The following is a 22,471-nucleotide window of genomic DNA, read 5'->3' on the forward strand; positions in this document are numbered from 1 at the left end:
CTCTACGGCGGTGCCAAGGAAACCGGGCACTGCCGCCTCTCCGACCAAGCGTGTTGCAACCAAACAAACCTTCAGGAACACGTCGCAATCACCAACGTGCTTGTCGGATCGCCTCGGAAACTGATTGGTCTCGCGCCTTGAGAAGTTCTTTCAGGAAGGTGATTTCAAACCCAACCTTTTCAGGGCTGCCTCCGCGGCCCGCGTCCACCGTTCCCGTAGGGCAGCGTTGGTGCTGTGGCGCAGGCCAAGTGATCTCAGATGCTCAAATCGTTTCGGGTCATCCTTCCCGAAAGACACCGCTACGCGTGGCCACCAATAGTCCACTGCGTCTTGCATGTCTTGCGACTCTCCGTTTTCAACCAGCTTCACGGCGCCTTCCAACGCCAGTTCGCCGTGATGTGCCTCGATCGGTGCGATCTGCCGGAAAGCCTCGGCCAGTGGCTGGTAAGAGACGGTCGAGAACTCGGCCAGTTGCTCAGCCACGGCACGGCTCATCAGCAGGTTCATGACGACGGCATCAGTCCAACCGGAAATCGGATAATTGAACACCGCAAGCCGCATGTCATGTTCGCTGCGGGTTGCGCCGATATCCGCTTTTCGATCCAACCGGGCAGTCCACGGGTGATGCGTGGCATAACGATCCGTGTCGGCGCCGAACTCACCCATGATTTTCAGAACCCGGTCCGCATGGTCCGTCTTTTCCAGCACGATCTTCGCCGCCGCGATGCGTTCCTTTATGCCGGGGCCCTGGTTGATGACATCAGCAAAGCCTGCGGCACCTGCGAGTTCGCTGTCCACAAACGTAGCCATCAGTTTCATCAGCTCGGCGCGGTAACGCGGGGGTACGTTGGTCGGATTGGTCAGCACTCCGCCTGCGGCCAGATAGCTGTCAAGTGTCATGGCGTCGGTCATTGATCCTCTCCCTTTACTGGTCGTAGTCCACGACCACGCGGTCGGTCACCGGGTAAGCCTGACAACTCAGCACGTAACCTTTTTCGACCTCGTAATCTTCCAGCGCGTGGTTGGCGAGCATCTCGACTTCGCCCTCAAGAACACGGCAGCGGCAGGTTGAACAGACCCCGGCCTTGCAGGCGTAAGGTGCGTCCATGGCATTTTCCAGGGCGGCATCCAGAATGGACTGATCCTTCGGCAAGGTGACGGTCTGCGTCGCGCCGTCCAGTGTGATCGAAGCACTGGTCTGGTTTGCCTGCGTGCCTGCGTCGGCCGCGTCTGCCCTGCGTCTGGCCCGACCCGGCTGGGCGCTGGCGAAGAGTTCGAACTTGATCTGGCTGTCCTCAAGACCGTGTTCCCGCAGAGCGGCGGCAATACCCAGCATCATCGGCTCTGGTCCGCAGATGAATGCGGTGTCTGCATTCTTGACATCGATCCAGTGCTTGAACAGCTCTCGGCATTTTTCCTGCGTCACCAGACCGGTGAACAGATCAATCTCCTGCGCGTCGGTTTCCAGAATGTGGATGACGTTCAGCCGGCCCATATAGAGGTTTTTCAGATCCTCCAGTTCCTCGCGGAACATGATCGTGTTGATGCCCTTGTTGGCATAGATCAGCGTAAATCGGGATTTGGGTTCGCGTGCCAACGTGGTTTTGAGGATCGACAAAACAGGCGTGATCCCCGATCCGCCGGCGAAGCCAAGGTATTGTTTTTCCGCATCCGCATCGATGGGCACGTGAAAATTGCCCATGGGCGGCATCGCCTGCACGACGTCACCTATGTTGAGCTCTTCATTTGCCCAGCTTGAGAACGCGCCACCCTCGACGCGTTTTATGCCAACCTGAAGAACACCGTCATCCTTGCCGGCACAGATGGAGTAGGAGCGGCGCAAGTCTTCACCGTCGAATTCGCGCCGGAACGTCAGGTACTGGCCGGCGGCGAAGTCGAACTGTTCCGCTGCGCCGTTAACAGGTTCAAGCGTAACGACAACCGCATCGCGGATGGTTTTGTGGATGTCGGTGACTTTCAAGTCGTGAAAACGTGCCATCCGGTGCTCCTCCTCAGATGCACTTGAAATAGTCAAAGGGTTCCAGACAGTCCGCGCAGCGCCAATGGGCCTTGCACGGGGTCGAGCCGAACTGGCTGACCTTTTCGACTGCTTTACTGCCGCAATGGGGGCAGCGATCCGGGCCGCCCGCGGGTTGCGGCGGCGCAATTCCATAATCTTCTAGCTTGGCGCGGCCTTTTTCGCTGAGCCAATCGGTGGTCCAGGCGGGTGAAATGCTGGTTTCTATGCGCAGATCCCCGATGCCGTGATCGCGCAGGGCGGTTTCGATATCCATACTGATGATGGATGTCGCCGGGCAACCGGAATACGTTGGCGTGACGGTTACGACCAGCGTATCAGCGTCCCAGCGCACATCGCGCACAATGCCCAAATCCACGACGGAAATCACCGGGATTTCGGGATCGGGCACGGCATCCAGCCAGCTCCATATCTGGTCAGTCGAGACCCGCATCCGCTTTTACCACTTTGCTCCGGGATAGGCGCGTTGCAGCCATTGCATCTGCGTCAGCAGATGGCCCAGATGTTCGGTATGCATGCGCCCGTTGCGGCCGCCTTTATGGGCAAAACGGCTTTCCGGAATGGTCAGCGTCGCCTGATTGAGGACCCGCTCAACCAGAGCGTCGTATTCCTCTCGCAAATCCGCCGGGTTCGGCGCGATCCCTGCGGCGACCATCTGGGCGTCCACCTCGTCGCTGGCAAACATCTCGCCCACATAGGGCCACAGGTAATCCAGTGCGTCCTGCATCCGTGCATGACTTTCCTCGGTTCCGTCGCCAAGCCCGACAACCGTGTCGCCCGAACGTTCCAGATGGTAGGTCACTTCCTTGCTGGCCTTGGCGGCGATTGCCGCGACCCGCTCGTCCGAGGAAGCCATCAGCCGCCCCAGCATGATCGAGTGCCACGCATCGAACAGGAATTGACGCATCAGCGTACGGCCGAAATCGCCGTTCGGCACCTCGACCAGCAACACGTTGCGGAAATCCCAGGCGTCGCGCAGGAAGGCCAGATCGTCGGCGCTTTTGCCACCATCGGCCTCTCCGGCAAGGCCCAGCCACATCTGGGTCTGACCAATCAGGTCCAGCGCGGTGTTGGCCAGCGCTATGTCTTCTTCCAGAACCGGCGCATGGCCGCACCACTCACTGACACGATGGCCGAGGATCAGGGTGTTGTCCCCCATCCGCAGCAGGAATTGCAGAAATGCCTCGTCCCGGGTCATCACATTGCCCCCACTTCATCGGGAATGTCGAAGAAAGTCGGGTGGCGGTACACTTTGCTTTGGCTTGGTTCATACAGTGGGCCTTTGTCGCTGGGCGACGAAGCCGAGATGTTGTTGGCTTCGACCACCCAGATCGAGACGCCTTCGTTGCGGCGGGTGTAAACATCGCGCGCGTTCTTGATTGCCATTTTCGCGTCAGGGGCATGTAGCGAACCGACATGTCGGTGGCTCATCCCATGCTGACCGCGGATGAAGATTTCCCACAGGGGCCATTCGGTATTCATCGGGTATCCTCCTCAGGGTAAGCTTATTCAGCAGCCAGATTGCCGGCCTGTTTCTTGCGGGCGTGGGCCAACAGCCCGTCACGGACCCACTTGCCGTCGTCCCATGCCTTGTTGCGCGCGGCCAGCCGATCCACGTTGCACGGGCCGTTGCCCTTGATCACGTCAAAGAATTCCGACCAGTCGGGTTCCGTAAAGTCGTAATGCCCCCGCTCTTCGTTCCACTTCAGATCTGGATCAGGGATTGTCAGACCCAGATATTCAGCCTGCGGCACGGTCTGGTCGACGAATTTCTGGCGCAGCTCGTCATTGGTGTTGATCTTGATCTTCCACGCCATCGACTGGGCCGAATGCACCGAGTCCTTGTCGGACGGACCGAACATCATCAGTGACGGGTACCAGAAGCGGTTCATCGCATCCTGCGCCATCTTGCGTTGCTCAGGCGTACCTTCGGCCATCTTGCGAATGGCATCGTAACCCTGACGCTGGTGAAAGCTCTCTTCCTTGCAGATGCGGATCATAGCTCGCGAATACGGCCCGTAGGACGTTCTTTGCAGCGGCACCTGGTTCATGATCGCCGCCCCGTCAACCAGCCACCCGACGGCACCGATATCGGCCCAGTTCAAGGTCGGGTAATTGAAAATCGACGAATATTTCATGCGGCCATCCAGCAGCATCTCGGTCAGTTCATCGCGGCTGACACCCAACGTTTCGGCGGCACAATACAGGTAAAGACCGTGCCCGGCCTCGTCCTGCACCTTGGCGAGAAGGATCGCCTTCCGCTCCAGCGTCGGCGCGCGCGTGATCCAGTTGCCTTCCGGCAATTGGCCCACAATCTCGGAATGAGCGTGCTGTCCAATCTGACGGATCAGCGTCTTGCGATACCCGTGCGGCATCCAGTCCTTTGGCTCGATCTTGATATCCGCGTCGATCCGCGCCTGGAATTCAGCAAGCTTGTCCGGATCTTCATTCGACGCTTCGGATTCTACCATCTGAGCATACATGTCCCGTCTCCTCCGTTACACGCGTTCAAGTATAAGGGCCGCACCCTGCCCGACACCCACACACATGGTGCACAGGGCATAGCGCCCGCCGGTACGTTTCAATTGATAGGCCGCGGTCAGCACAAGACGCGCACCGCTCATGCCAAGGGGATGGCCCAGCGCTATTGCGCCACCGTTGGGGTTCACGTGGGGTGCGTCGTCGGGAAGACCCAGCTCGCGCAAGGTGGCAAGGCCCTGTGACGCAAACGCCTCGTTCAGTTCGATCACGTCCATCTGATCCACGCTCAGTCCTGCGCGGGCCAACACCTTGCGGCTGGCCGGCACCGGGCCGATGCCCATCACACGTGGTGCAACACCCGCAACCGACATGCCAACCACACGGGCCATCGGGGTCAGGCCGTTCTTGGCTGCTGCGGCCTCATTCGCCATCAGGATCGCCGCCGCGCCATCATTCACACCGGACGCATTTCCCGCCGTCACGGTTTTGTCGGGCCCGTTCACACCTTTCAGACCCGCGAGTTTTTCTGCCGTAGTTCCCGGGCGCGGGTGCTCGTCCGTATCAACGACAATCGGATCACCCTTGCGCTGGGGAACCGAAACCGGGGTGATTTCGTCCTTGAACACCCCAGCCGCATGCGCGGCGGCCCAGCGGGACTGGCTGCGCGCGGCAAAGGCATCCTGGTCTTCCCGGCTGATACCATAATCTTCGGCGACATTGTCGGCCGTTTGCGGCATGGAATCGACGCCGTATGCCTGCTTCATCTTCGGGTTCACGAAACGCCATCCGATCGTGGTATCGTACACCGCGTTGCTGCGGGTGAACGCCGAACTTGCCTTGGGCATCACGAACGGCGCACGGGACATGCTCTCCACGCCACCCGCAATGGCCAAATCATAGTCGCCCGCCTTGATGCCGCGCGCCGCCATTCCCACGGCATCCATGCCACTGGCACACAGACGGTTCACCGTCGTTCCCGGCACATCAATCGGCAAACCCGCCAACAGCGCCGCCATACGCGCAACGTTTCGGTTGCTCTCGCCCGCCTGATTGGCATCGCCATAGATCACGTCGTCAACACTGGCCCAGTCGACCTGAGGGTTGCGCGCCTTCAATGCCGCCAACGGCAAAGCAGCCAGATCATCTGTGCGGACCGTCGAAAGCGCTCCTCCGTAGCGTCCGATCGGAGTGCGCGTCGCGTCACAAATGAAAGCGTCCATCTTAGAGTACTCCTGTTCCCATGGAACAATATCTACCGTCTGGTCGGTTAATAAATCTTCCCCTGATTCGATGCAAGTCTTATGTTACTCAATCTTCTTATGTGCCGTACATCTTGTAACATTAAATGTGACTACTGACCAAAGAGGTTTTCTTGACTGCAAAAAAGACGACGCAGCCCTTCTTAACAATGGCAGGACATCCGGCAGCTCACCCAAACTTTGCCCCGCTGTGGGTCAGTCCATCAGCTCGGCTTCCAAGCTCGATAGCGAGGGGCGCGGTAGCCTGTCCAACAAGTGCGAGACAGCTTCTCTGCATGCGGCGCCTTTCCAGTCGTCCGGCAGGAAAACCGGTGGCAGGCTTGGGTGGCGCAGAACGATACGTCGCCAGGCATGCACCACCAGTACGCGCAGAACCGCCGACCGCATCGGGTCGCCCGCCCCCTCTGCGGGCAAAAGCCTCTCAACAACCTGAATGGCATCCCAGAATTGATCATAGGCGGTTTTCAATGGCTCCGGCCCGCACAGGTCGCGAAGCCAGTTCGGGACGGACATCGTGTCGCTCTCGAAACCCAGAAGCTCTTCAAGATCATCCGGCATCGGCCCGGGCGCCATGGCCGTGGACGCATTCAGCGAGAAGTAATCCCCCGTCAGCATCAGGTCCGACAATTCCTTTCGGGAACTTTCCGAGTTGCTGGCGATGAGGACATGCCAGATATCCGGCATGCTCGAGTCGCGGGAATAGATACGCGGTGCGGCTGCAACGCTTTGACGGCGGCCGAAGCTGGTCAACCTGTGTGCACTGTTCCGACCAACCCGCGTGCTTTCAATCCAGCCTTCCTTGCGCAACCGATGCAACGCAACACGCGTGGCCTCGGCCCTGATCCCCGCCAGACGCGTAAGCGCGGTGATCAGTGATCCACTGATCTGATCTGATCCATCCTGCGCCAGATCGCCGAAAATCGTGACCAGAACAGACCACACCCGCTGGGTGCTTGTCGTGGTCAGCCGGCTGACACAGGTTTCAAACCAGTCTGGAGCGGTATCTTTCATTTGGACAGTATAATCAGGCCCGAGGGAATTGCCATCCGGCCCCGCGCGCCCGGTTTCGTACAGGGCCAGGATTTCGGCAACGGGATCGGTTCAGTCAAGCGTTATCGGGCAAGACAAATGATCGGCCGAGGCAGCGCCAGCTGCGCGCGGCCCGCGTTGCGTGCCGCTCTATTTGGAATGCATGTCACGTTTGCGGTTGCGAGTCCGTTTCGTGGCCTCGTCCGAGCCATCATGATAGGTTCCGAACCACTTGTCCCAGGGCATTTCTGCGTTGCCGTAATTGCATTCGTAATACCGGTGATGCAACTGGTGGAAAAACGCCCCGATCAACAACGCCTGACGGTCGCGCGCCCAGATCGCCTCGTACCCGGAATGAGACGAGGCGGCGCCCAACATCAGCCAATACCCCAGAAAGATCATGTGCACCGGGTTGCTGGGCAGTACCAGCACGATCAGGATGGCACTGAGATACCCCAAGGCCTCGACCGGATGCATCGACATGCCCGACCATGGGCCGGTGTTGACGTTGCGGTGATGTACGGCGTGAACATGTCTGTAGATGAATGGCTGGTGCAGAAACAGATGCACGACGTAGAAATGAAAGCTCTGCCAGATCGCCAGGATCGGAAACAGCAGCACGAACCAGACCGGATGCGCCGTGAAGCTGAGCGTGGCGATATAATTGTTGGCGTACATCCAGCGCAGAAAACACTCCAGCATCGACAGGATCGTCGCGCCAAAGACCATCGAATGGTAGATGTTGTCCCAGGTCTGATAGCCGAACTTATACAAAGCACTCTTGCGCTTCATGTAAGGCCGTGGGTCGTATTTCAGCAGCTTTCCCTGCCCGTCGACCCCGTAGAACCACATGTGCAGACCACCGGCGACGATCAACAGCAGCACCCAGTTCCGAATGAACACCCATGACATCCAGCCCGGGGCAAACGAAGCCTGCCCGGCATCGACGGGCTGTACCCAGAAGGCCACAAGGAAGGCCAAGGCCAGAAAGATCGAGCGGTCCGAGAACTGAAGCCAGTTCGGCCAAACCCATTTCGCCAGGACGCCGATTTTCGGCGGCCAGTTCCAGTACGGGGCGTATTTCACCGGCAAGTCCGGGTGCCAATGCCATTCGCGGCTCATGGGGCCGGGCTCGGGCGGTGCGTTGGTGGTGTCCTGAGGGTTCGCGTCTTGAATCGTCACGTGATTGTCCTTTCCTGAATAAAGTCACCTTTTTCAGGACCAAGCCGGAGGCGGCTCGTAAGGATATTTGCGGGACGGCCGGCGATACATGATGTGACCTATTCGAGGAACGGGCGGCGGTTATCGTGCACATTGCGCGACCAGCCCCGCCGATCTGGTTTCTTGGGGGCACGAAAAACGGCCAGACGTTTCAGCCGATTTGCTTCAGGCGTGATGCAGGATCCGCCCATGTCGGCGAACGTATCGGCGCAAGATTGATGATCCGCCATGACATAGATCCGTTTCCTGCCCGCCGCGCACCGCCCTATTCGGCGGCCTTCAGGTCAGATCCTTGCGGGATCACTTCGTAACCTGGCTCTTCGGGTTCATCGTCCAGCATTTCCGATGGGAACCCCGGCGCGCGGATATCCAGCCCGGTTTTGTCTTCGAGCCGGCGGATGATGTTGGGGGAAAACTCACGAGGGCCATATTTCTCAATCCCGTCCTTGAAAATCTCGATCATCAGCGGATTGATCTCCAGCGGCACCCCGGCGCGATCCGCCACCTCCTGAAACAGGCCGATATCCTTCAACACCAGGTCCATCGTGAACGAGATATCACGAGATCCGTTTAGGATGACCTGACTTTCGGTTTCATGCACGAAGGATGTTCCCGAACTGATCTTCATTGCCTCATACGCCGTATTCAAATCCATTCCGGCGGCCTTGGCGACCACAAGCGCCTCTGAACAGGTGATCAGGTTTGCAGTGGCCAGATAGTTGGTCAGCACTTTCAGTACCGAAGCAGATCCCAGTTCACCGGTATGAAGGATGCGACGCCCCATCGTGGTCAGAAAGGGCAGAATACGTTCGAACGTGGCGCGATCACATCCGGCAAAAATCGAAATGTTGCCGGTATCCGCCCGATGACACCCGCCCGAGACCGGACAATCGACGGCAGCGCCACCGCGTTCCTTCACCATCGCACCTAGACGCTTGACCTCAGCTTCATCCGTGGTGGACATCTCCATCCAGATTTTGCCCTCGGTCACTTCGGGCAGCATGTCCTGCATCACAGCGTCCGAAGCCGCCGGAGAAGGCAGGCAGGTGATCACCGCATCACAATCCCGCATCAGTTGTGCCGGATTCTCGGCGGCCTTTGCCCCGCGGTCGACGAAACCTGACACCAGGTCAGAGTTCAGATCATGTACGGTCAGATCAACGCCATTGCGCAGCAAACTGCCGCTGAGTTTCCCGCCGACATTTCCAAGGCCGATAAATCCAACTTTCATACCTGCGTTCCCTTTCCGGTGGCCAATCAGAGGACCAGCGCTGTTTTTCCCTGATGAAATCTACGGGCGTTGAATGCAGCGTGTAAAACGAATAAATATCGCCGGTATCCATAAAATTTTTTGGTGCTGGAAATGTCAAAAACGCCCAATCTGGTCTGGCTGCGGTCTTTTGACTGTGCCGCACGGCATATGAGCTTTACTGCTGCGGCAGAAGAGCTTGGCATCACCCAGACGGCCTTGAGCCTGCACGTCCGCTCATTGGAAGCACAGCTGGGCTGCCCTTTGTTCTTTCGTGCCGCGCGCAACCTCAGCCTGACAGAGGTCGGGCAGGCGTATGCGTTTTCAGTTCGGCGCGCCTTGGGCGATATCGACCTGTCAACCGCAAGCCTGTTTGGCTCCAGCCACAAGCATGAGCTGGTCGTGCGTGTGCCGATTTCCACGGCCAGCTTGTTCCTTGCCGGCAGATTGCCTGAGTTTTCACGCGCACACCCGGGTGTATCGATCAGGTTGGTTTCAAATATCTGGGCAGAATCCGCGGGCAGGGAAAACGTCGATGTCGAGCTGCGGTTGGGAAACGGGGAATGGAACGACGGGCCGTTCAGCAAGATCTCGGACGAACGTATCGTTCCGGTTGCAGCCGGATCACGAGATCGGAAATGGCCTTCGACGGAACAACTGCTGGTCAAACCCCAGATACAGATTTTGGGATTTCAGGACATGTGGCACCGGTATTTTTCCGCTTTCGGCACAGAGTATTCTCCTGCGGCGTCTTGCTTCACCGTGGACACGACAATTGCCGCCGTGGACATCGTGGCGGAAGGTGGAGGATACGCGGTAATCCTTGAGCGCTTTGCCAGAACCGCAATCAAGGCCGGAAGGTCCATCGCGATAGTCGGGGACGCCATTCCAATCGAACAGAGCCATTTCCTTGTCGATGGTCAGAGATCAAACGCGAACTCTGCTGCCAAACAGATGTTTGAAACCTGGCTCAAACAGATTTTCGCTTGAGATGTGCCTGCGGGCAGTGAGTTCGATCTTGTGTTTTTCCCAGTTACGCGCGTGCCCGCGTCTGCTTGCTGATCCAGTTTGCAAAAACTTGAACGGCGTCGTTCTTCTGACCTGTTGGCGTTGCGATATAATAGGCGCTGTTCGACGTGTTGGCGATCTGGCCGATTTCGGTCAGAACGCCGGACGCCAACTCTTCTTCAATCAAATACGAGGGCAGAACGGCGGCACCCAAACCGACGACGGCGGCCTCGATCAGCATCGAGAACTGGTCAAACCGCATCCCCGGAAAAACCGCCCCCGAATCCAGCCCGAGTTGAGAGTGATAGGTAGACCACAGCTCGGGGCGCGAGGTCAGATGCAAAAGCGGCAGTTCAAAGGTTTGCGCACGGGTGTCCAGCCTGTGACGTCTCAGCAGCGCAGGTGCTGCCGTGACCACCAGATGCTCGGGGAACAACCTGCGCAATTGCGCGCCCGGCCAATCCTCCTGCCCGAAATGGATGGCCAGATCCATACGTCGTTCTTCAAGGCTGAAAGGCGTCGTGTAAGAGTGCAGATCCAGTTCGATTCCGGGATGGCGCGTTTTGAAATCCGGCAGGCGCGGCACCAGCCACCGTGTCGCAAAGGTGGGCAGGACGGCCAGGGTCAAAAGCGACGCACCGTCTCCGGCTGCAATCGCACGGTTGATCGTGCCGCTGAGACGTTCAAGATCACCTGCCAGCTCGTCCCGCAAGGCCCGCCCCGCTTTGGAAAGGCGCACTGCGCGTCCAACCCGCCGAAACAACGTAACGCCAATCGCGGCCTCAAGCTCTCGGACCTGACGGCTGATCGCGCTTTGCGTCACGCCAAGCTCTTCGGCCGCCATGGTATAGCTTTCATGGCGCGCGGCGGCTTCGAAACTGCGCATTAGGGCCAGAGATGGCAGTGAGTTGATCCGGGGCATGGAACTCATGAGTTTTAGTCACTGAAAAGATACTCATTGGCGTATTTTTCTCAAGTAACTTTGTGGCTAAAACCGAACTTGATTGCAGAGGAAGGTTCATGGTGTTCCAGCGCGCTGACCGGTTGAACGGTATCGAATTGTCGGAAATCGTCCAGATCTCAGAGGCCGCCGCCCGCCTGCGCGCCCAAGGGCGTAATATTCTGGCGCTGTCAACCGGCGAACCGGACCTGCCGACGCCGCCCCGTGTGGTCGAAGCTGCGCATTCAGCGGCACTGGAGGGCAAAACCAAGTACCCGCCCACTACCGGTGTGCCTGAACTACGCGCGGAAATTGCCCGACAAGCAGGTGCCGAGATGACCCAGGTCATCGTATCAACAGGCGCGAAACAGGTGATCGCAAATGCGATGCTGGCCAGCCTGAACTCCGGCGACGAGGTCATCATGCCCGCCCCCTATTGGACCAGCTATTCCGATATTGTCCGGATGGCAGGTGGGGTGCCGGTTGTTCTGCCCTGCCCGATGGAACAGGGCTTCAAACTGCTGCCTGAACAATTGCAGGCCGCCATCACACCGCGCACGCGCTGGCTGATGCTGAATTCACCCTCGAACCCGTCGGGCGCGATTTACGCTAAGGCAGAACTTGCGGGGCTGGCAGAAGTGCTGGAGCGCCACCCGCAGGTCTGGGTTCTGGCCGATGAGATTTATCGCCATCTCAGCTTTGCACCTTTCACGTCCGCGGCCGAGGCCGCCCCGGCGCTGACCCATCGCATGTTGATCGTCAACGGTGTGGCCAAGGCGTGGTCGATGACCGGATGGCGCATCGGCTGGGGGATCGGACCGTCCGATCTGATAAGCGCCATGGTCGCTGTTCAGGGTCAGGTCACATCGGGGGCATGCTCGATCTCGCAATGGGCGTCGCTGGCCGCGATCACTTGCGACCCCGAGTTGCTGGAGGTGCGTCGCGCCCTCTTTGCCGCGCGCCGCGATCTGGTCGTCGACGGGTTGAACGCGGTACCCGGGCTGCGCTGTTCCACCCCGGACGGGGCGTTTTATGCCTTTCCGTCCTGCACTGGCCTGCTGAAAGAACAAGGCGGGCCATTTGACAGTGACGCGGAATTCTGCACGTGGTTGCTGGAAGATGCCGGCGTTGCCCTGGTGCCCGGCCGCGCCTTTGGGATGCCGGGCCATCTTCGCCTGTCGTTCGCTTATGCTGAAGATACAATTGCAGCGGGCCTTGCGCGTCTCAAAACCGCTGTGGAAAGGAAACTTGCATGAAACCTCAATCCGCCCCGCACCTTGGCCCCTTCACCTGGGACGATCCGTTCCTGCTGGAAGACCAGCTGGCCGAAGACGAACGCATGGTTCGTGATGCCGCACATGCCTACGCGCAGGACAAACTGCTGTCTCGGGTAACTGCCGCGTTTGCCAATGAAGAAACCGACCCGGCCATCTTTCGCGAGATGGGTGAGATGGGTTTGCTGGGAACAACCATTCCCGAGGAATACGGCGGCATTGGGTCCAGCTATGTGACCTATGGTCTGGTCGCGCGCGAGGTCGAGCGTGTGGACAGCGGCTATCGTTCGATGATGTCGGTGCAGTCCAGCCTGGTGATGTATCCGATCTACGCATACGGCACCGAAGAGCAGCGCCAGAAATACCTGCCCAAACTGGCAACCGGCGAATTTATCGGCTGCTTCGGGCTGACGGAACCCGATGCCGGTTCGGACCCCGGCTCGATGAAGACTGTCGCGAAGAAAACCGAGGGCGGCTATGTGCTGAACGGGTCGAAAATGTGGATCTCGAACGCCCCGATCGCCGATGTGTTCGTCGTTTGGGCCAAATCCGAAGCGCATGGCGGCAAGATCAAGGGCTTTGTCCTGGACAAGGGAACGGCTGGACTGTCGGCCCCCAAGATCGAAGGCAAGCTGTCTCTGCGCGCCTCGATCACCGGTGAGATCGTGATGAACAATGTCGAGGTCGGCGAGGACGCCCTGCTGCCCAATGTCGAAGGTTTGAAAGGCCCGTTCGGCTGTCTGAACCGTGCGCGTTACGGCATTGCCTGGGGATCGATGGGCGCCGCCGAGGCGTGCTGGCACGCGGCCCGGCAATATGGGCTGGACCGCAAACAGTTTGGTCGTCCGCTGGCGCAGACACAACTGTTCCAGCTGAAGCTTGCCAACATGCAGACCGAAATCACGCTGGGCCTGCAAGCCGCGCTGCGCGTGGGTCGCCTGATGGACGAAGCCCGCGCCGCGCCCGAGATGGTCAGCCTGATCAAACGGAACAATTGCGGCAAGGCGCTTGAGATCGCCCGCCATGCCCGCGACATGCATGGTGGCAACGGGATCAGTCAGGACTTCCACGTGATCCGGCACATGGTGAACCTTGAAACCGTCAACACCTATGAAGGCACCCATGATGTGCATGCCCTGATCCTGGGCCGTGCGCAGACAGGCCTGCAAGCCTTCGCCTAAGGACATCTGACATGGATCGCGCCGCAATCGTGCATGACAATTTCCTGCGCCGTGTTGCGGCGCGGGACTTTCCCGAAGGGCCCGCACCGGCCGGACCGCTGAGCGGTCATGAAGCCGTCGCACTTTACAGGGCGCAATGCCTGAGCCGGGCGCTGGACCGGCAAAGCCGCGCGATGCAGAAGGCGGGTCAGGGGTTCTATACGATCGGGTCATCCGGACATGAGGGCATGGCGGCCGTTGCCGCGGCCCTGCGCCCGACCGATCCGGCGTTTCTGCACTACCGCGATGCGGCCTTTCAGATTGCCCGCTCGGATCAGGTGCCGGGCCAAAGCCCGACATGGGATATTCTGCTGTCCTTTGCCTCGTCTTCCGAGGACCCAATCAGTGGCGGGCGTCACAAGGTTCTGGGATCGAAAGCGCTGTGCATTCCGCCGCAGACCTCGACCATCGCCAGCCATCTGCCGAAGGCGGTCGGCGCGGCATATGCCGTCGCCGCTGCACGGCGTCATCGCCCTGAACATGCAGACATGCCCGAGGATGCCATCGTCTATTGCTCGTTCGGGGATGCCTCGGCCAACCATTCCACCGCACAGGGCGCTTTCAACACGGCGCAGTGGACGTCCTTTCAATCTGTGCCTCTGCCCCTTCTGTTCTGCTGCGAAGACAACGGGATCGGTATCTCGACCAAAACGCCGAAAGGCTGGATCGCGGCCACTTTCGCCAACCGTCCGGGCCTGAAGTATTTCTCGTGCGACGGGTTGGATCTGTTCGACACCTATCGCGTTGCGCAACAGGCGGCCGACTATGTGCGCAGCCGCAGGAAACCTGCTTTCCTACATGTTCGGACTGTTCGCCTGTACGGTCACGCCGGGGCCGATATGCCAACCACCTATATGCCAAAAGCCGAGGTTGAGGCCGAAGAAGCCAACGACCCGCTGCTGCATTCCGTGCGCCTGTTGGATCAGTGCGGCGCGATGAGCCCGGAACATGCGCTGAGCGTCTACAATGATACCTGCGCCCGGGTCGCCCGCGTGGCCGAACAGGCCATCACGCGCCCTCGCCTGCAAAACGCAACAGAGGTGATGGCCAGCCTGATCCCGCCCGCACGCCCCTGCGCGCCGACCAATGGCCCAACACCCGAGCGTCGGGCCGAGATTTTCGGCGGCGATCTCAAGGCCCATTCCGAACCGCAGATCATGTCGCGATTGATCAACTGGGCACTGACCGATCTGATGCTGGAACACGGCGAGATCGTCATGATGGGCGAAGATGTCGGGCGCAAAGGTGGCGTTTACGGCGTGACCCAAAAGCTGCAAACACGGTTTGGCCCTGACCGGATGATCGACACGTTGCTGGACGAACAGTCGATCCTGGGCCTGGCGATCGGCATGGCCCAGAACGGGTTCACGCCAATGCCGGAAATCCAGTTTCTGGCCTATCTTCACAATGCCGAGGACCAGCTGCGAGGTGAGGCCGCCACCCTGCCCTTTTTCTCGAACGGTCAATACACCAACCCGATGGTCGTGCGCATTGCCGGACTGGGGTATCAAAAAGGGTTTGGCGGACACTTCCACAATGACAACTCGGTTGCTGTATTGCGCGACATTCCGGGCCTAATCCTGGCCTGCCCGTCGAACGGTGCCGACGCCGCGCGGATGCTGCGTGAATGCGTGCGCCTCGCGCGTGAAGAACAGCGGCTGGTTGTTTTCCTCGAACCCATCGCCCTCTACCCGATGCGGGACCTGCACGAGGCCGGAGACGGCGGCTGGATGCAAACCTATCCCGACCCTTCTGAAAAGATCGGCTTCGGCGAGGTGGGCGTGGACGGTGACGGCGACGATCTGGCCATCGTCACCTTTGGAAATGGCGTCTATCTCAGCCATCAGGCGCGCACGGCCTTGCAGGCCGACGGGATCAGGACACGGATCATCGATATGCGCTGGTTGTCCCCTTTGCCCAAAGCGGCACTGACACAGGCCGTGACCGGGGCCAAACGCATCCTGATCGTCGACGAAACCCGCCACCATGGCGGCGTGGCCGAAGCTCTGATGGCGCATTTTCATGAAACATGCGATGTGCCGCTGGCCCGTATCACCGCAGAAGACAGCTTTATCGCCACGGGCCCGGCCTATGCTGCGACCATGCCATCGAAGGACAGTATCGAAGCCGCCGCGCGATCCTTGATGGAGGCCGGCACATGAGTTCCGCCAAACAGACTGCCGTCGTCATCTGCCCTGGCCGCGGTACTTACAACAAACCCGAACTGGGTGTCCTGGGCCGGCAATTCAGCGACAAGGCCGTGTTGCGACGCTTTGATGACATGCGGCGCGCGCAGGGGCAAGAAACGCTCAGCGAACTGGACGGTGCGGCCCGATATTCCATTGCCAAGCACACCCGCGGCGACAATGCATCTGCTTTGATCTATGCAGCGACTTTGGGTGATTTCCGCGCCATCAATCCTGACAAAATCGAAGTGGTTGCGGTGACGGGAAATTCGATGGGCTGGTATTCGGCGCTGGCCTGCGGCGGTGCGCTGTCCGCCGAAGGAGGGTTCGAGGTGGTCAACACTATGGGCACTCTGATGCAGGAAAACATGATCGGTGGACAACTGATTTATCCTTTCATGGATTCCGACTGGCATCCTGACCAGACCCGCAAGGCAGAGCTGCTTGCCTTGGTGGATGACATTGACCGAACCGATGCAACGTTGACCCTGTCGATTGATCTGGGTGGCATGTTGGTGCTTGCAGGCGACGACGCCGGTTTGGCCGCGTTCGAAAAGGCAGTACCGGTGGTTCAGGAACGTTTTCCCATGCGATTGGCCAACCATGCCGGGTTCCATTCGCATCTTCAGGCTCCGGTCTCGGCGCAGGGCCGCACGAAACTGAGCGCTGGCCTGTTTCGACAACCGGACCTGCCCCTGATCGACGGGCGTGGCCGGATATGGTGGCCCGGAGCTTGCGACCCGAATGCACTTTGGGATTACACCCTTGGCCATCAAGTGACCGAAACTTATGATTTCACCCATGCCATCGCACAGGCCGCGCATGAGTTCGCACCGGATCTTTTCATTGTTACGGGTCCTGGCACCACGCTGGGCGGTGCCGTCGCGCAAAGCCTGATTCTGACCAATTGGTCCGGGCTGTCGGACAAGTCGACATTTCAGTCTCGCCAAGGAAACAGCCCGATTCTGTGTTCGATAGGAATGGTTGATCAAAGGAAACAGGTGACATGAACCTGTGGGCCCACCGGTCAGCCTCAGAGCCGGCGCGCCGAGGTTGCCAAGCCGTTTCAGAAAACCGGTGCAGGTAGTCCGGTTTGTCGTGTCCGGCGCTATTCAATGCGATAGAAACGTTCTGACGTGCCGCGAAAGACGTCGTCCAGCATCGACCCCGGGATGAGCGACGCATGCCGGGAAACGGTTTCCTTGTAGGTCGAGGTAAGGCTGTCGACCGGGAAATTCGATCCGAACATGCAGCGATCGGCACCAAATTGGGACAGGCAGGTTGAAACGATCGGCGAGACGCTTTCAGCATTCCAATCCTGGTCGAACATTCCCAGGCCGGAGAGTTTGCAAAAGACATGTGGCAGGTTTGACAAGGCCGTCAATTCATCTGCCCACCGTCGCAACCCTTGCGGGGTCCGGTCGTATGGCGAACCTGCGTGGCAAAGAGCGATCCGGGTCTCCGGCGCCTGTGCAAGGACATTCGCTGCTTGACCCATCAGCTCTGGCAGCAGCTGAAGATCAAAGGAAAGACCACGCGCGCCCAGTTGCTTCAGACCAGCCAAGAACTTTGGGTCTTCAAGTAACGCGTTCGTGCCAGTTGAGGCGTCTTCACCCGGAGCGCGGCCAATAATCTGACGAACGCCCCGCACCGAAGGCAGGGTTTGAAGACGGTCGAGCTGTGCATCCAGATCATCCGAGGTCAGATCGCAGAATGCCACCTGCACCAACGGCCAGTCAGGGAACTGGTCGGCAACGGAGTGTACCCACTGCGCCTCGGCCCAGGGGTCAGCGGCGCCGACCTGAATGTGAACCGAAGCGCCGAACCCCATGGCTTCGGCGTCTGCGCGAAACTCCGGGAGCAAATAGTCCCGCTGGATGGAAGACGGATCGCCGAAAAACCGAACGATACCTTTCTCTGTAAGCCAGGGGTATTGCACGGCCGAAAGGTCCCACAGGTGGTGATGCGCATCTATCCTCATGATGCTTCAATCCCGGTGGTGCGCGCCAGAATATCCACACCCTGTCCTTTCCAGAAATGCAGCAAGTCGATGAAGATCCAGTTTTCGGCCAGCTTGTCTTCGACGCGGCGATAGATATCGATCACCCTGAATTCGCCGGGTTTTCCGGTGGCTGGCATCCCCATAAAACCCCCTGTGGGCGTGGCAGTAAAGTTGGGCCATCCAAAGAAGCCACCGTAATGCCCTTCGGCCAGACGGCAGACATGATTGGTCTTTGACCGGTCCGTGAAGGCAGCGCGAAACGGTCCGGAGTGTTGCCTGGCATACCGTTCGATCGTGTAGGTCGCGCCAATTCCTTCGGGGCCCCACCAGATCATGTCCTGGTGCCACGTGCGCGCCAATTCTTCTTCCAGCGACAGCCCGCTGTCCCAACGGCCCAGATCCGCGATCATCGCATTGATGACCGCCAGCGTTTTTTCGCCTTCGTGTGCGGGCTGCTCATCATGCAGCAAACCATCATGGGACCTTGGTCCGGGCTGCACCAGATGCGCCGCAGTCTGCGGGGGAAACGGATTCTGGCCAGCCTGAACCATCAGGTGCGGGATGTCGAAATACATCGCCGTTTCGACAATTCTGTCACCGGCCACCTTGTAGAACGCGCAATATCGCAGGAACGCCATCTTGCCGGTCGGGCGAATACCCAACCACGGTCGGTCGAACAGCCCCATCAGATGGCCCATGGCGACAACCCAAACGTCGGTTTCTTTCTGCAACGCGTTTTGCCCCGCAAACAGAATATCCACTCGGTTCTGCAAATGAGCAAGGCTGCCCTTCAGCGGCTGCCAGAATTGCCGGGCAACCTGTTCGGCGCCGTTGATTTCGTTGAACGGATGAAAGCCGCGCCACCTCGAATCCGAAGCGCAGAATTGGCTCATCACCTTCGGAGTTTCCTTCACTGCGGCGGAGTCCAATGCGGTGTGAAACGCAGAGACCAGTTTTTTTTCTGTCTGAAAGTTCACGGTATTTACCATTGTAGTCAAAGTTTTGCGAGCGGCGCGAAGCCAGGTTGAGTCGGATTTCTCCGCAATTTTTGCATACGTATGCAAAAAAGTCTTGCCTGATTTGATACATGCGAATTACAGTTTTGCAAACGTATGCAAAACGATTCCTTGCAGGGGGCACCATGGCGGAAATTCAATTGCGGAACGTCGGCAAGCGATGGGGCTCATTCGTTGGGGTTCACAATTTTGACCTGACGATTGCAGATCGTGAGTTTCTGGTGCTGCTCGGCCCATCAGGCTGCGGCAAGACAACCACCATGCGCATGATCGCCGGCCTCGAAGACGTGACGGAAGGCGAAATCCTTGTCGACGGCAAAGTGGTCAATGATCTGGAACCCAAGGACCGCGACGTGGCGATGGTGTTCCAGAGCTACGCTCTGTATCCCAACATGAACGTTTACGAGAACATCCGCTTTCCGCTGAAAGTGCGTGGTATCGACCCGGCGACGCACGACGAAAAGGTGCGCCGCGCCAGCGCCATGGTGGAACTGGACGATTTCCTGCATCGCAAGCCAGCCGAGTTGTCGGGTGGTCAGAGACAGCGTGTGGCACTGGCACGTGCCATCGTGCGCGAACCCAACGTGTTCCTGATGGACGAGCCGTTGTCCAATCTTGACGCCAAGCTGCGGGTTTCCACCCGGGCCCAGATCAAGAACCTAAGCCATGAGCTGGCCGTCACCACCATTTACGTCACACACGACCAGATCGAGGCCATGACCCTTGCCGACCGCGTTGTCGTGATGAAACAGGGCGTGGTTCAGCAGGTCGGAAGCCCGACCGAAATTTATGACCGTCCCGCGAATACTTTTGTCGCCAGTTTCATCGGTTCACCTGCCATGAATTTGATGGACGGCGACGTGGCGAGCGGAATATTCCGCGCCGAACATGTCGAAATTGCGGTGGATGCACCGGATGGCCCAATGACACTGGGTTTCAGGGCCGAAGATGCCAGCCTTGCCGATGGCAAAGGTCAGATCACCGCTCCGATCTATACGCTGGAACTGCTGGGCGACGCGACCATGATCTCGGTTCGGGTCGGCGGAGCTCTGGTTTCGGTGAAAGCAGACAAAGCATTCCGCGCCGAGATTGGCGAAATGGTCTCGTTCTCGGTGCCGACGGAAATCTGTCACCTCTTCGAAGCTGGAAGCGGTGCGCGGATCGGGGGCTGACCCCACAAACGGCCCGCAAGGGCATAACACCGGTCCGGACGTCGACGACGGACCGATCCTGACAGGGAGAAACCTATGAAACTCAAGACGATCCTCATGGCCGGTGCCATGTCCATCGCCGCCACCGGCGCGTGGGCAGATTGCGCCTTTGAAAACGAAGTGCCGCTAAAATCGCTGTCCGCCGGTTTTGAAGCCTGGAAGGCGGTCACCGATGCGATGGCAGAATGCGGCAATTTCAGCGCATCGCTGGATCAGGAATTCCGCGAAAAGCAGCCCGAAGCATTTGCTGCGGATCCCGCGCTTTATCAGATCGGCGGTGTTTCAAACGCGACCCTGGTGCCGTTGCTGAACGCAGGCACGATCCGTCCGCTGGATGATCTGGTCGAAAAATACGGCCAGGACCTACTGCCCAACCAGTTGATCAAGGTTGATGGCAAGACCATGGCCATTGCGATGATGGTTAATGCACAGCACCTGATGTATCGCGATGATGTTCTGGCTGAACTGGGCATCGAAGAACCGAAAACCTATGATGACGTCCTGGCAGCGGCCGCCAAGATCAAAGAAGCCGGTGTCATGGATTATCCGATCGGGGGAACGTTCAAGACCGGTTGGAACCTCGGCCAGGAATTCGTCAACATGTACCTTGGCGAAGGCGGCTCCTTCTTTGGCGACGGCAACGTTCCAACGATCAACAACGAGCAGGGCGTCGCTGCGCTGGAAACACTGAAAGCCATGACCGATTACATGGATCCGGAATATCTGGTTTCCGACTCGACATACGTTCAGCAACAATTCCAGCAGGGCAAGATCGCCATGGCAAACCTTTGGGCCAGCCGTGCCGCCGCGATGAATGATGAGGCCGAAAGCCAGGTCGTCGGCAAAGTCACCATGGCAGCCGCTCCTATGGGTTCGGCGGCCCCGGCAACCACCATCTGGTGGGATGGCATCGTTCTTGCTTCGAACATGAGCGACGAAGAGGCCGACGCCGCATTCCGCGTCGCGCTTGAGGGCATGGACGGCGAAATGGTCAGCGCAAACAACGACGTCGCTGTTTGGCTGAGTCCTGCCTATTCAGCGGGTGCTTTGGCGGCAGGAGCAGCCGCTTCGGCTGAAGCGGGCGCAAAGGCGTACCCGGCATCTGGTCCGATGGGCATCATGCACACCGCCCTGGGCAACGGTCTGGCCGACTACCTGACCGGCGCCAAGGATGCTCAGACGACGCTTGCGGATATCGAGGCAGATTACATCACTGCCGCGAAAGAAGCCGGTCTGATCAGCAACTGATCCTCCCGTGGGAGGGCTACGGCCCTCCCGCCCCTTCCCTTCGAGAGTCATGAGAAAGGCAGAGCCATGAATTTCCGGACATTTGCCGCATTTGTCGGCCCCTCTGTCTTTATGATGCTTCTCTTTATCGCGTTTCCTCTGGTCAGCGTGTTCAAGCAGAGTTTTTACGTGACACAGCCGATCTATGAGACGGTCGAAAAGGAAACCTGCACGCCCGGTTTCCTGACGCAGACCTGCGTGACCGAGATGGTTTCGCAGCCAAAGCTCGACGAACATGGCGAGGTCATTACCCAAACCCAATATGTCGGCTTGCAAAGCTATCGCAACGTATTGGAGCCTGAACGCGCATGGCGCGCCATAAGCGACGGCAGTTGGCATGTGCTGTCTACGATCAACTTCTGGAAGGCGCTTCGGTTCACCCTGACCTTCACATTGATCACTCTGCCGCTTGTGGTCGGGTGCGGGCTTGGGATCGCAATACTGATCAACAACGCGGCGCGGTCCATCCGCGGCCCGGTGATCTTTGTGTCCCTGCTGCCCTTCATCATCACGCCGGTGATCGGAGTACTGTCGATCAACTGGCTGTTCCGGGGCGACGGCATCCTGACCGCAATGATGGAATGGTGGCTGAACCGGGACATCGCCCTGTTCGCCCAAGCCTGGACCATCGAAATACTGATGATGCTCTACCGCGTCTGGCACGTGGCACCCTTTGCCGCAATCGTCTTCTACGCCGGGCTGCAAACGGTCAATCAGGACAGTCTTGAAAGTGCCGTGATTGACGGTGCGACCCGTTGGCAGCGCCTGAAATACATCGTCATTCCACACCTGATGCCGCTGATCATTTTCGTGTCGATGATCCACCTGATGGACAGCTACCGCGTGTTCGAAGAGATCGTCGGTTTTTCGAGCCAGGGCTACGTCATCTCGCTACAGTGGCTGACCTTCGATTATCTGACGCCGGATCAGGCCGGCAACCGGTCGATCAGCCGGGCGTCCGCCAACTCGATGCTGACCATGATCGGTGTCGTCATCCTGCTTATCCTGCCGCTGCGCCGTACGTGGCGCGACCATAAAGGAGGTCACTGA

General features: G+C 58.9%; 22 protein-coding genes. 8 read left to right on the plus strand and 14 right to left on the minus strand.

Annotation, left to right across the window (positions count from 1 at the left end; all coding sequences use genetic code 11):
- Positions 1-150 precede the first annotated feature (150 nt).
- The 11 genes from ACR0FB_RS05310 to ACR0FB_RS05360 form a co-directional block, all read right to left on the minus strand.
- Positions 151-912 carry a Phenylacetic acid catabolic protein gene (locus ACR0FB_RS05310; protein WP_480488456.1) on the minus strand — a complete coding sequence of 254 codons (762 nt, stop codon included), beginning with the start codon at positions 910-912 and terminating at the stop codon, positions 151-153.
- Between the two features lie 13 nt (positions 913-925).
- A complete protein-coding gene (locus ACR0FB_RS05315) occupies positions 926-1,999 on the minus strand; it encodes a 2Fe-2S iron-sulfur cluster-binding protein (protein ID WP_480620385.1) in 1,074 nt (357 codons plus the stop codon).
- A 13-nt stretch (positions 2,000-2,012) separates the two neighbouring features.
- Positions 2,013-2,471 (minus strand): 1,2-phenylacetyl-CoA epoxidase subunit PaaD, encoded by a 459-nt coding sequence (gene paaD / locus ACR0FB_RS05320; protein WP_171118426.1) that lies wholly within the window; start codon positions 2,469-2,471, stop codon positions 2,013-2,015.
- 6 nt (positions 2,472-2,477) lie between these two features.
- Complete coding sequence (paaC, locus tag ACR0FB_RS05325; RefSeq protein ID WP_209835369.1) at positions 2,478-3,236, minus strand: 1,2-phenylacetyl-CoA epoxidase subunit PaaC; 759 nt, start codon at positions 3,234-3,236, stop codon at positions 2,478-2,480.
- Positions 3,236-3,520: a 1,2-phenylacetyl-CoA epoxidase subunit PaaB gene (paaB, locus tag ACR0FB_RS05330; RefSeq protein WP_480620387.1), complete on the minus strand. Its 285-nt coding sequence runs from the start codon at positions 3,518-3,520 to the stop codon at positions 3,236-3,238. Before paaB ends, paaC begins: the two co-directional genes overlap by 1 nt.
- A gap of 23 nt (positions 3,521-3,543) precedes the next feature.
- Positions 3,544-4,521, minus strand: a complete 978-nt coding sequence (paaA, locus tag ACR0FB_RS05335; protein ID WP_171118422.1) for a 1,2-phenylacetyl-CoA epoxidase subunit PaaA — start codon at positions 4,519-4,521, stop codon at positions 3,544-3,546.
- A 15-nt stretch (positions 4,522-4,536) separates the two neighbouring features.
- The gene (gene pcaF, locus ACR0FB_RS05340; RefSeq protein WP_171637091.1) at positions 4,537-5,739 is read right to left on the minus strand and encodes a 3-oxoadipyl-CoA thiolase; all 1,203 of its coding nucleotides are present in this window, start codon (positions 5,737-5,739) and stop codon (positions 4,537-4,539) included.
- 234 nt (positions 5,740-5,973) lie between these two features.
- A complete protein-coding gene (locus ACR0FB_RS05345) occupies positions 5,974-6,789 on the minus strand; it encodes a PaaX family transcriptional regulator C-terminal domain-containing protein (protein WP_480620390.1) in 816 nt (271 codons plus the stop codon).
- Positions 6,790-6,957: 168 nt separating this feature from the next.
- The gene (locus ACR0FB_RS05350; protein ID WP_480620391.1) at positions 6,958-7,989 is read right to left on the minus strand and encodes a sterol desaturase family protein; all 1,032 of its coding nucleotides are present in this window, start codon (positions 7,987-7,989) and stop codon (positions 6,958-6,960) included.
- 98 nt (positions 7,990-8,087) lie between these two features.
- Positions 8,088-8,258, minus strand: coding sequence for a hypothetical protein (locus ACR0FB_RS05355; protein WP_480620393.1), 171 nt, complete (start codon positions 8,256-8,258; stop codon positions 8,088-8,090).
- Between the two features lie 35 nt (positions 8,259-8,293).
- Positions 8,294-9,259, minus strand: a complete 966-nt coding sequence (locus ACR0FB_RS05360) for an NAD(P)-dependent oxidoreductase (protein WP_171637095.1) — start codon at positions 9,257-9,259, stop codon at positions 8,294-8,296.
- A gap of 132 nt (positions 9,260-9,391) precedes the next feature.
- Here ACR0FB_RS05360 and ACR0FB_RS05365 point away from each other — a divergent pair, with 132 nt between their 5' ends.
- Complete coding sequence (locus ACR0FB_RS05365) at positions 9,392-10,267, plus strand: LysR family transcriptional regulator (protein WP_171723884.1); 876 nt, start codon at positions 9,392-9,394, stop codon at positions 10,265-10,267.
- A 43-nt stretch (positions 10,268-10,310) separates the two neighbouring features.
- Here ACR0FB_RS05365 and ACR0FB_RS05370 read toward each other — a convergent pair whose 3' ends face one another.
- Entirely contained in the window at positions 10,311-11,216 is a 906-nt protein-coding gene (locus ACR0FB_RS05370; RefSeq protein WP_480488469.1) for a LysR family transcriptional regulator, read from the minus strand.
- Between the two features lie 89 nt (positions 11,217-11,305).
- Between ACR0FB_RS05370 and ACR0FB_RS05375 the strand changes: the two genes are divergently transcribed.
- Genes ACR0FB_RS05375 through ACR0FB_RS05390 form a run of 4 tightly spaced genes read left to right on the plus strand, consistent with a single transcriptional unit; the run spans position 11,306 to position 16,915 of the window.
- Positions 11,306-12,481, plus strand: coding sequence for a pyridoxal phosphate-dependent aminotransferase (locus tag ACR0FB_RS05375; RefSeq protein ID WP_480620395.1), 1,176 nt, complete (start codon positions 11,306-11,308; stop codon positions 12,479-12,481).
- Positions 12,478-13,680: an acyl-CoA dehydrogenase gene (locus ACR0FB_RS05380; protein ID WP_171170247.1), complete on the plus strand. Its 1,203-nt coding sequence runs from the start codon at positions 12,478-12,480 to the stop codon at positions 13,678-13,680. The genes ACR0FB_RS05375 and ACR0FB_RS05380 overlap by 4 nt, the downstream gene beginning before the upstream one ends.
- 11 nt (positions 13,681-13,691) lie before the next feature.
- On the plus strand, positions 13,692-15,881 hold the full coding sequence (locus ACR0FB_RS05385) for a thiamine pyrophosphate-dependent enzyme (protein ID WP_480620397.1): 2,190 nt from the start codon (positions 13,692-13,694) through the stop codon (positions 15,879-15,881).
- On the plus strand, positions 15,878-16,915 hold the full coding sequence (locus ACR0FB_RS05390; RefSeq protein WP_480620398.1) for an ACP S-malonyltransferase: 1,038 nt from the start codon (positions 15,878-15,880) through the stop codon (positions 16,913-16,915). Before ACR0FB_RS05385 ends, ACR0FB_RS05390 begins: the two co-directional genes overlap by 4 nt.
- A 98-nt stretch (positions 16,916-17,013) precedes the next feature.
- On the opposite strand, the gene ACR0FB_RS05395 is transcribed toward ACR0FB_RS05390, so the two are convergent.
- Positions 17,014-17,886: an amidohydrolase family protein gene (locus tag ACR0FB_RS05395; protein WP_480620400.1), complete on the minus strand. Its 873-nt coding sequence runs from the start codon at positions 17,884-17,886 to the stop codon at positions 17,014-17,016.
- A complete protein-coding gene (locus tag ACR0FB_RS05400; RefSeq protein ID WP_480620402.1) occupies positions 17,883-18,896 on the minus strand; it encodes a nuclear transport factor 2 family protein in 1,014 nt (337 codons plus the stop codon). The genes ACR0FB_RS05395 and ACR0FB_RS05400 overlap by 4 nt, the downstream gene beginning before the upstream one ends.
- A 152-nt stretch (positions 18,897-19,048) precedes the next feature.
- Between ACR0FB_RS05400 and ACR0FB_RS05405 the strand changes: the two genes are divergently transcribed.
- The 3 genes from ACR0FB_RS05405 (at position 19,049) to ACR0FB_RS05415 (ending at position 22,471) form a co-directional block, all read left to right on the plus strand.
- Positions 19,049-20,095, plus strand: coding sequence for an ABC transporter ATP-binding protein (locus tag ACR0FB_RS05405; protein WP_171723890.1), 1,047 nt, complete (start codon positions 19,049-19,051; stop codon positions 20,093-20,095).
- A gap of 75 nt (positions 20,096-20,170) precedes the next feature.
- Positions 20,171-21,382, plus strand: a complete 1,212-nt coding sequence (locus ACR0FB_RS05410) for an ABC transporter substrate-binding protein (RefSeq protein ID WP_171637111.1) — start codon at positions 20,171-20,173, stop codon at positions 21,380-21,382.
- Positions 21,383-21,448: 66 nt separating this feature from the next.
- Positions 21,449-22,471 (plus strand): carbohydrate ABC transporter permease, encoded by a 1,023-nt coding sequence (locus ACR0FB_RS05415; protein ID WP_152460108.1) that lies wholly within the window; start codon positions 21,449-21,451, stop codon positions 22,469-22,471.

It is taken from the genome of Ruegeria sp. P10 (genome assembly GCF_056534925.1).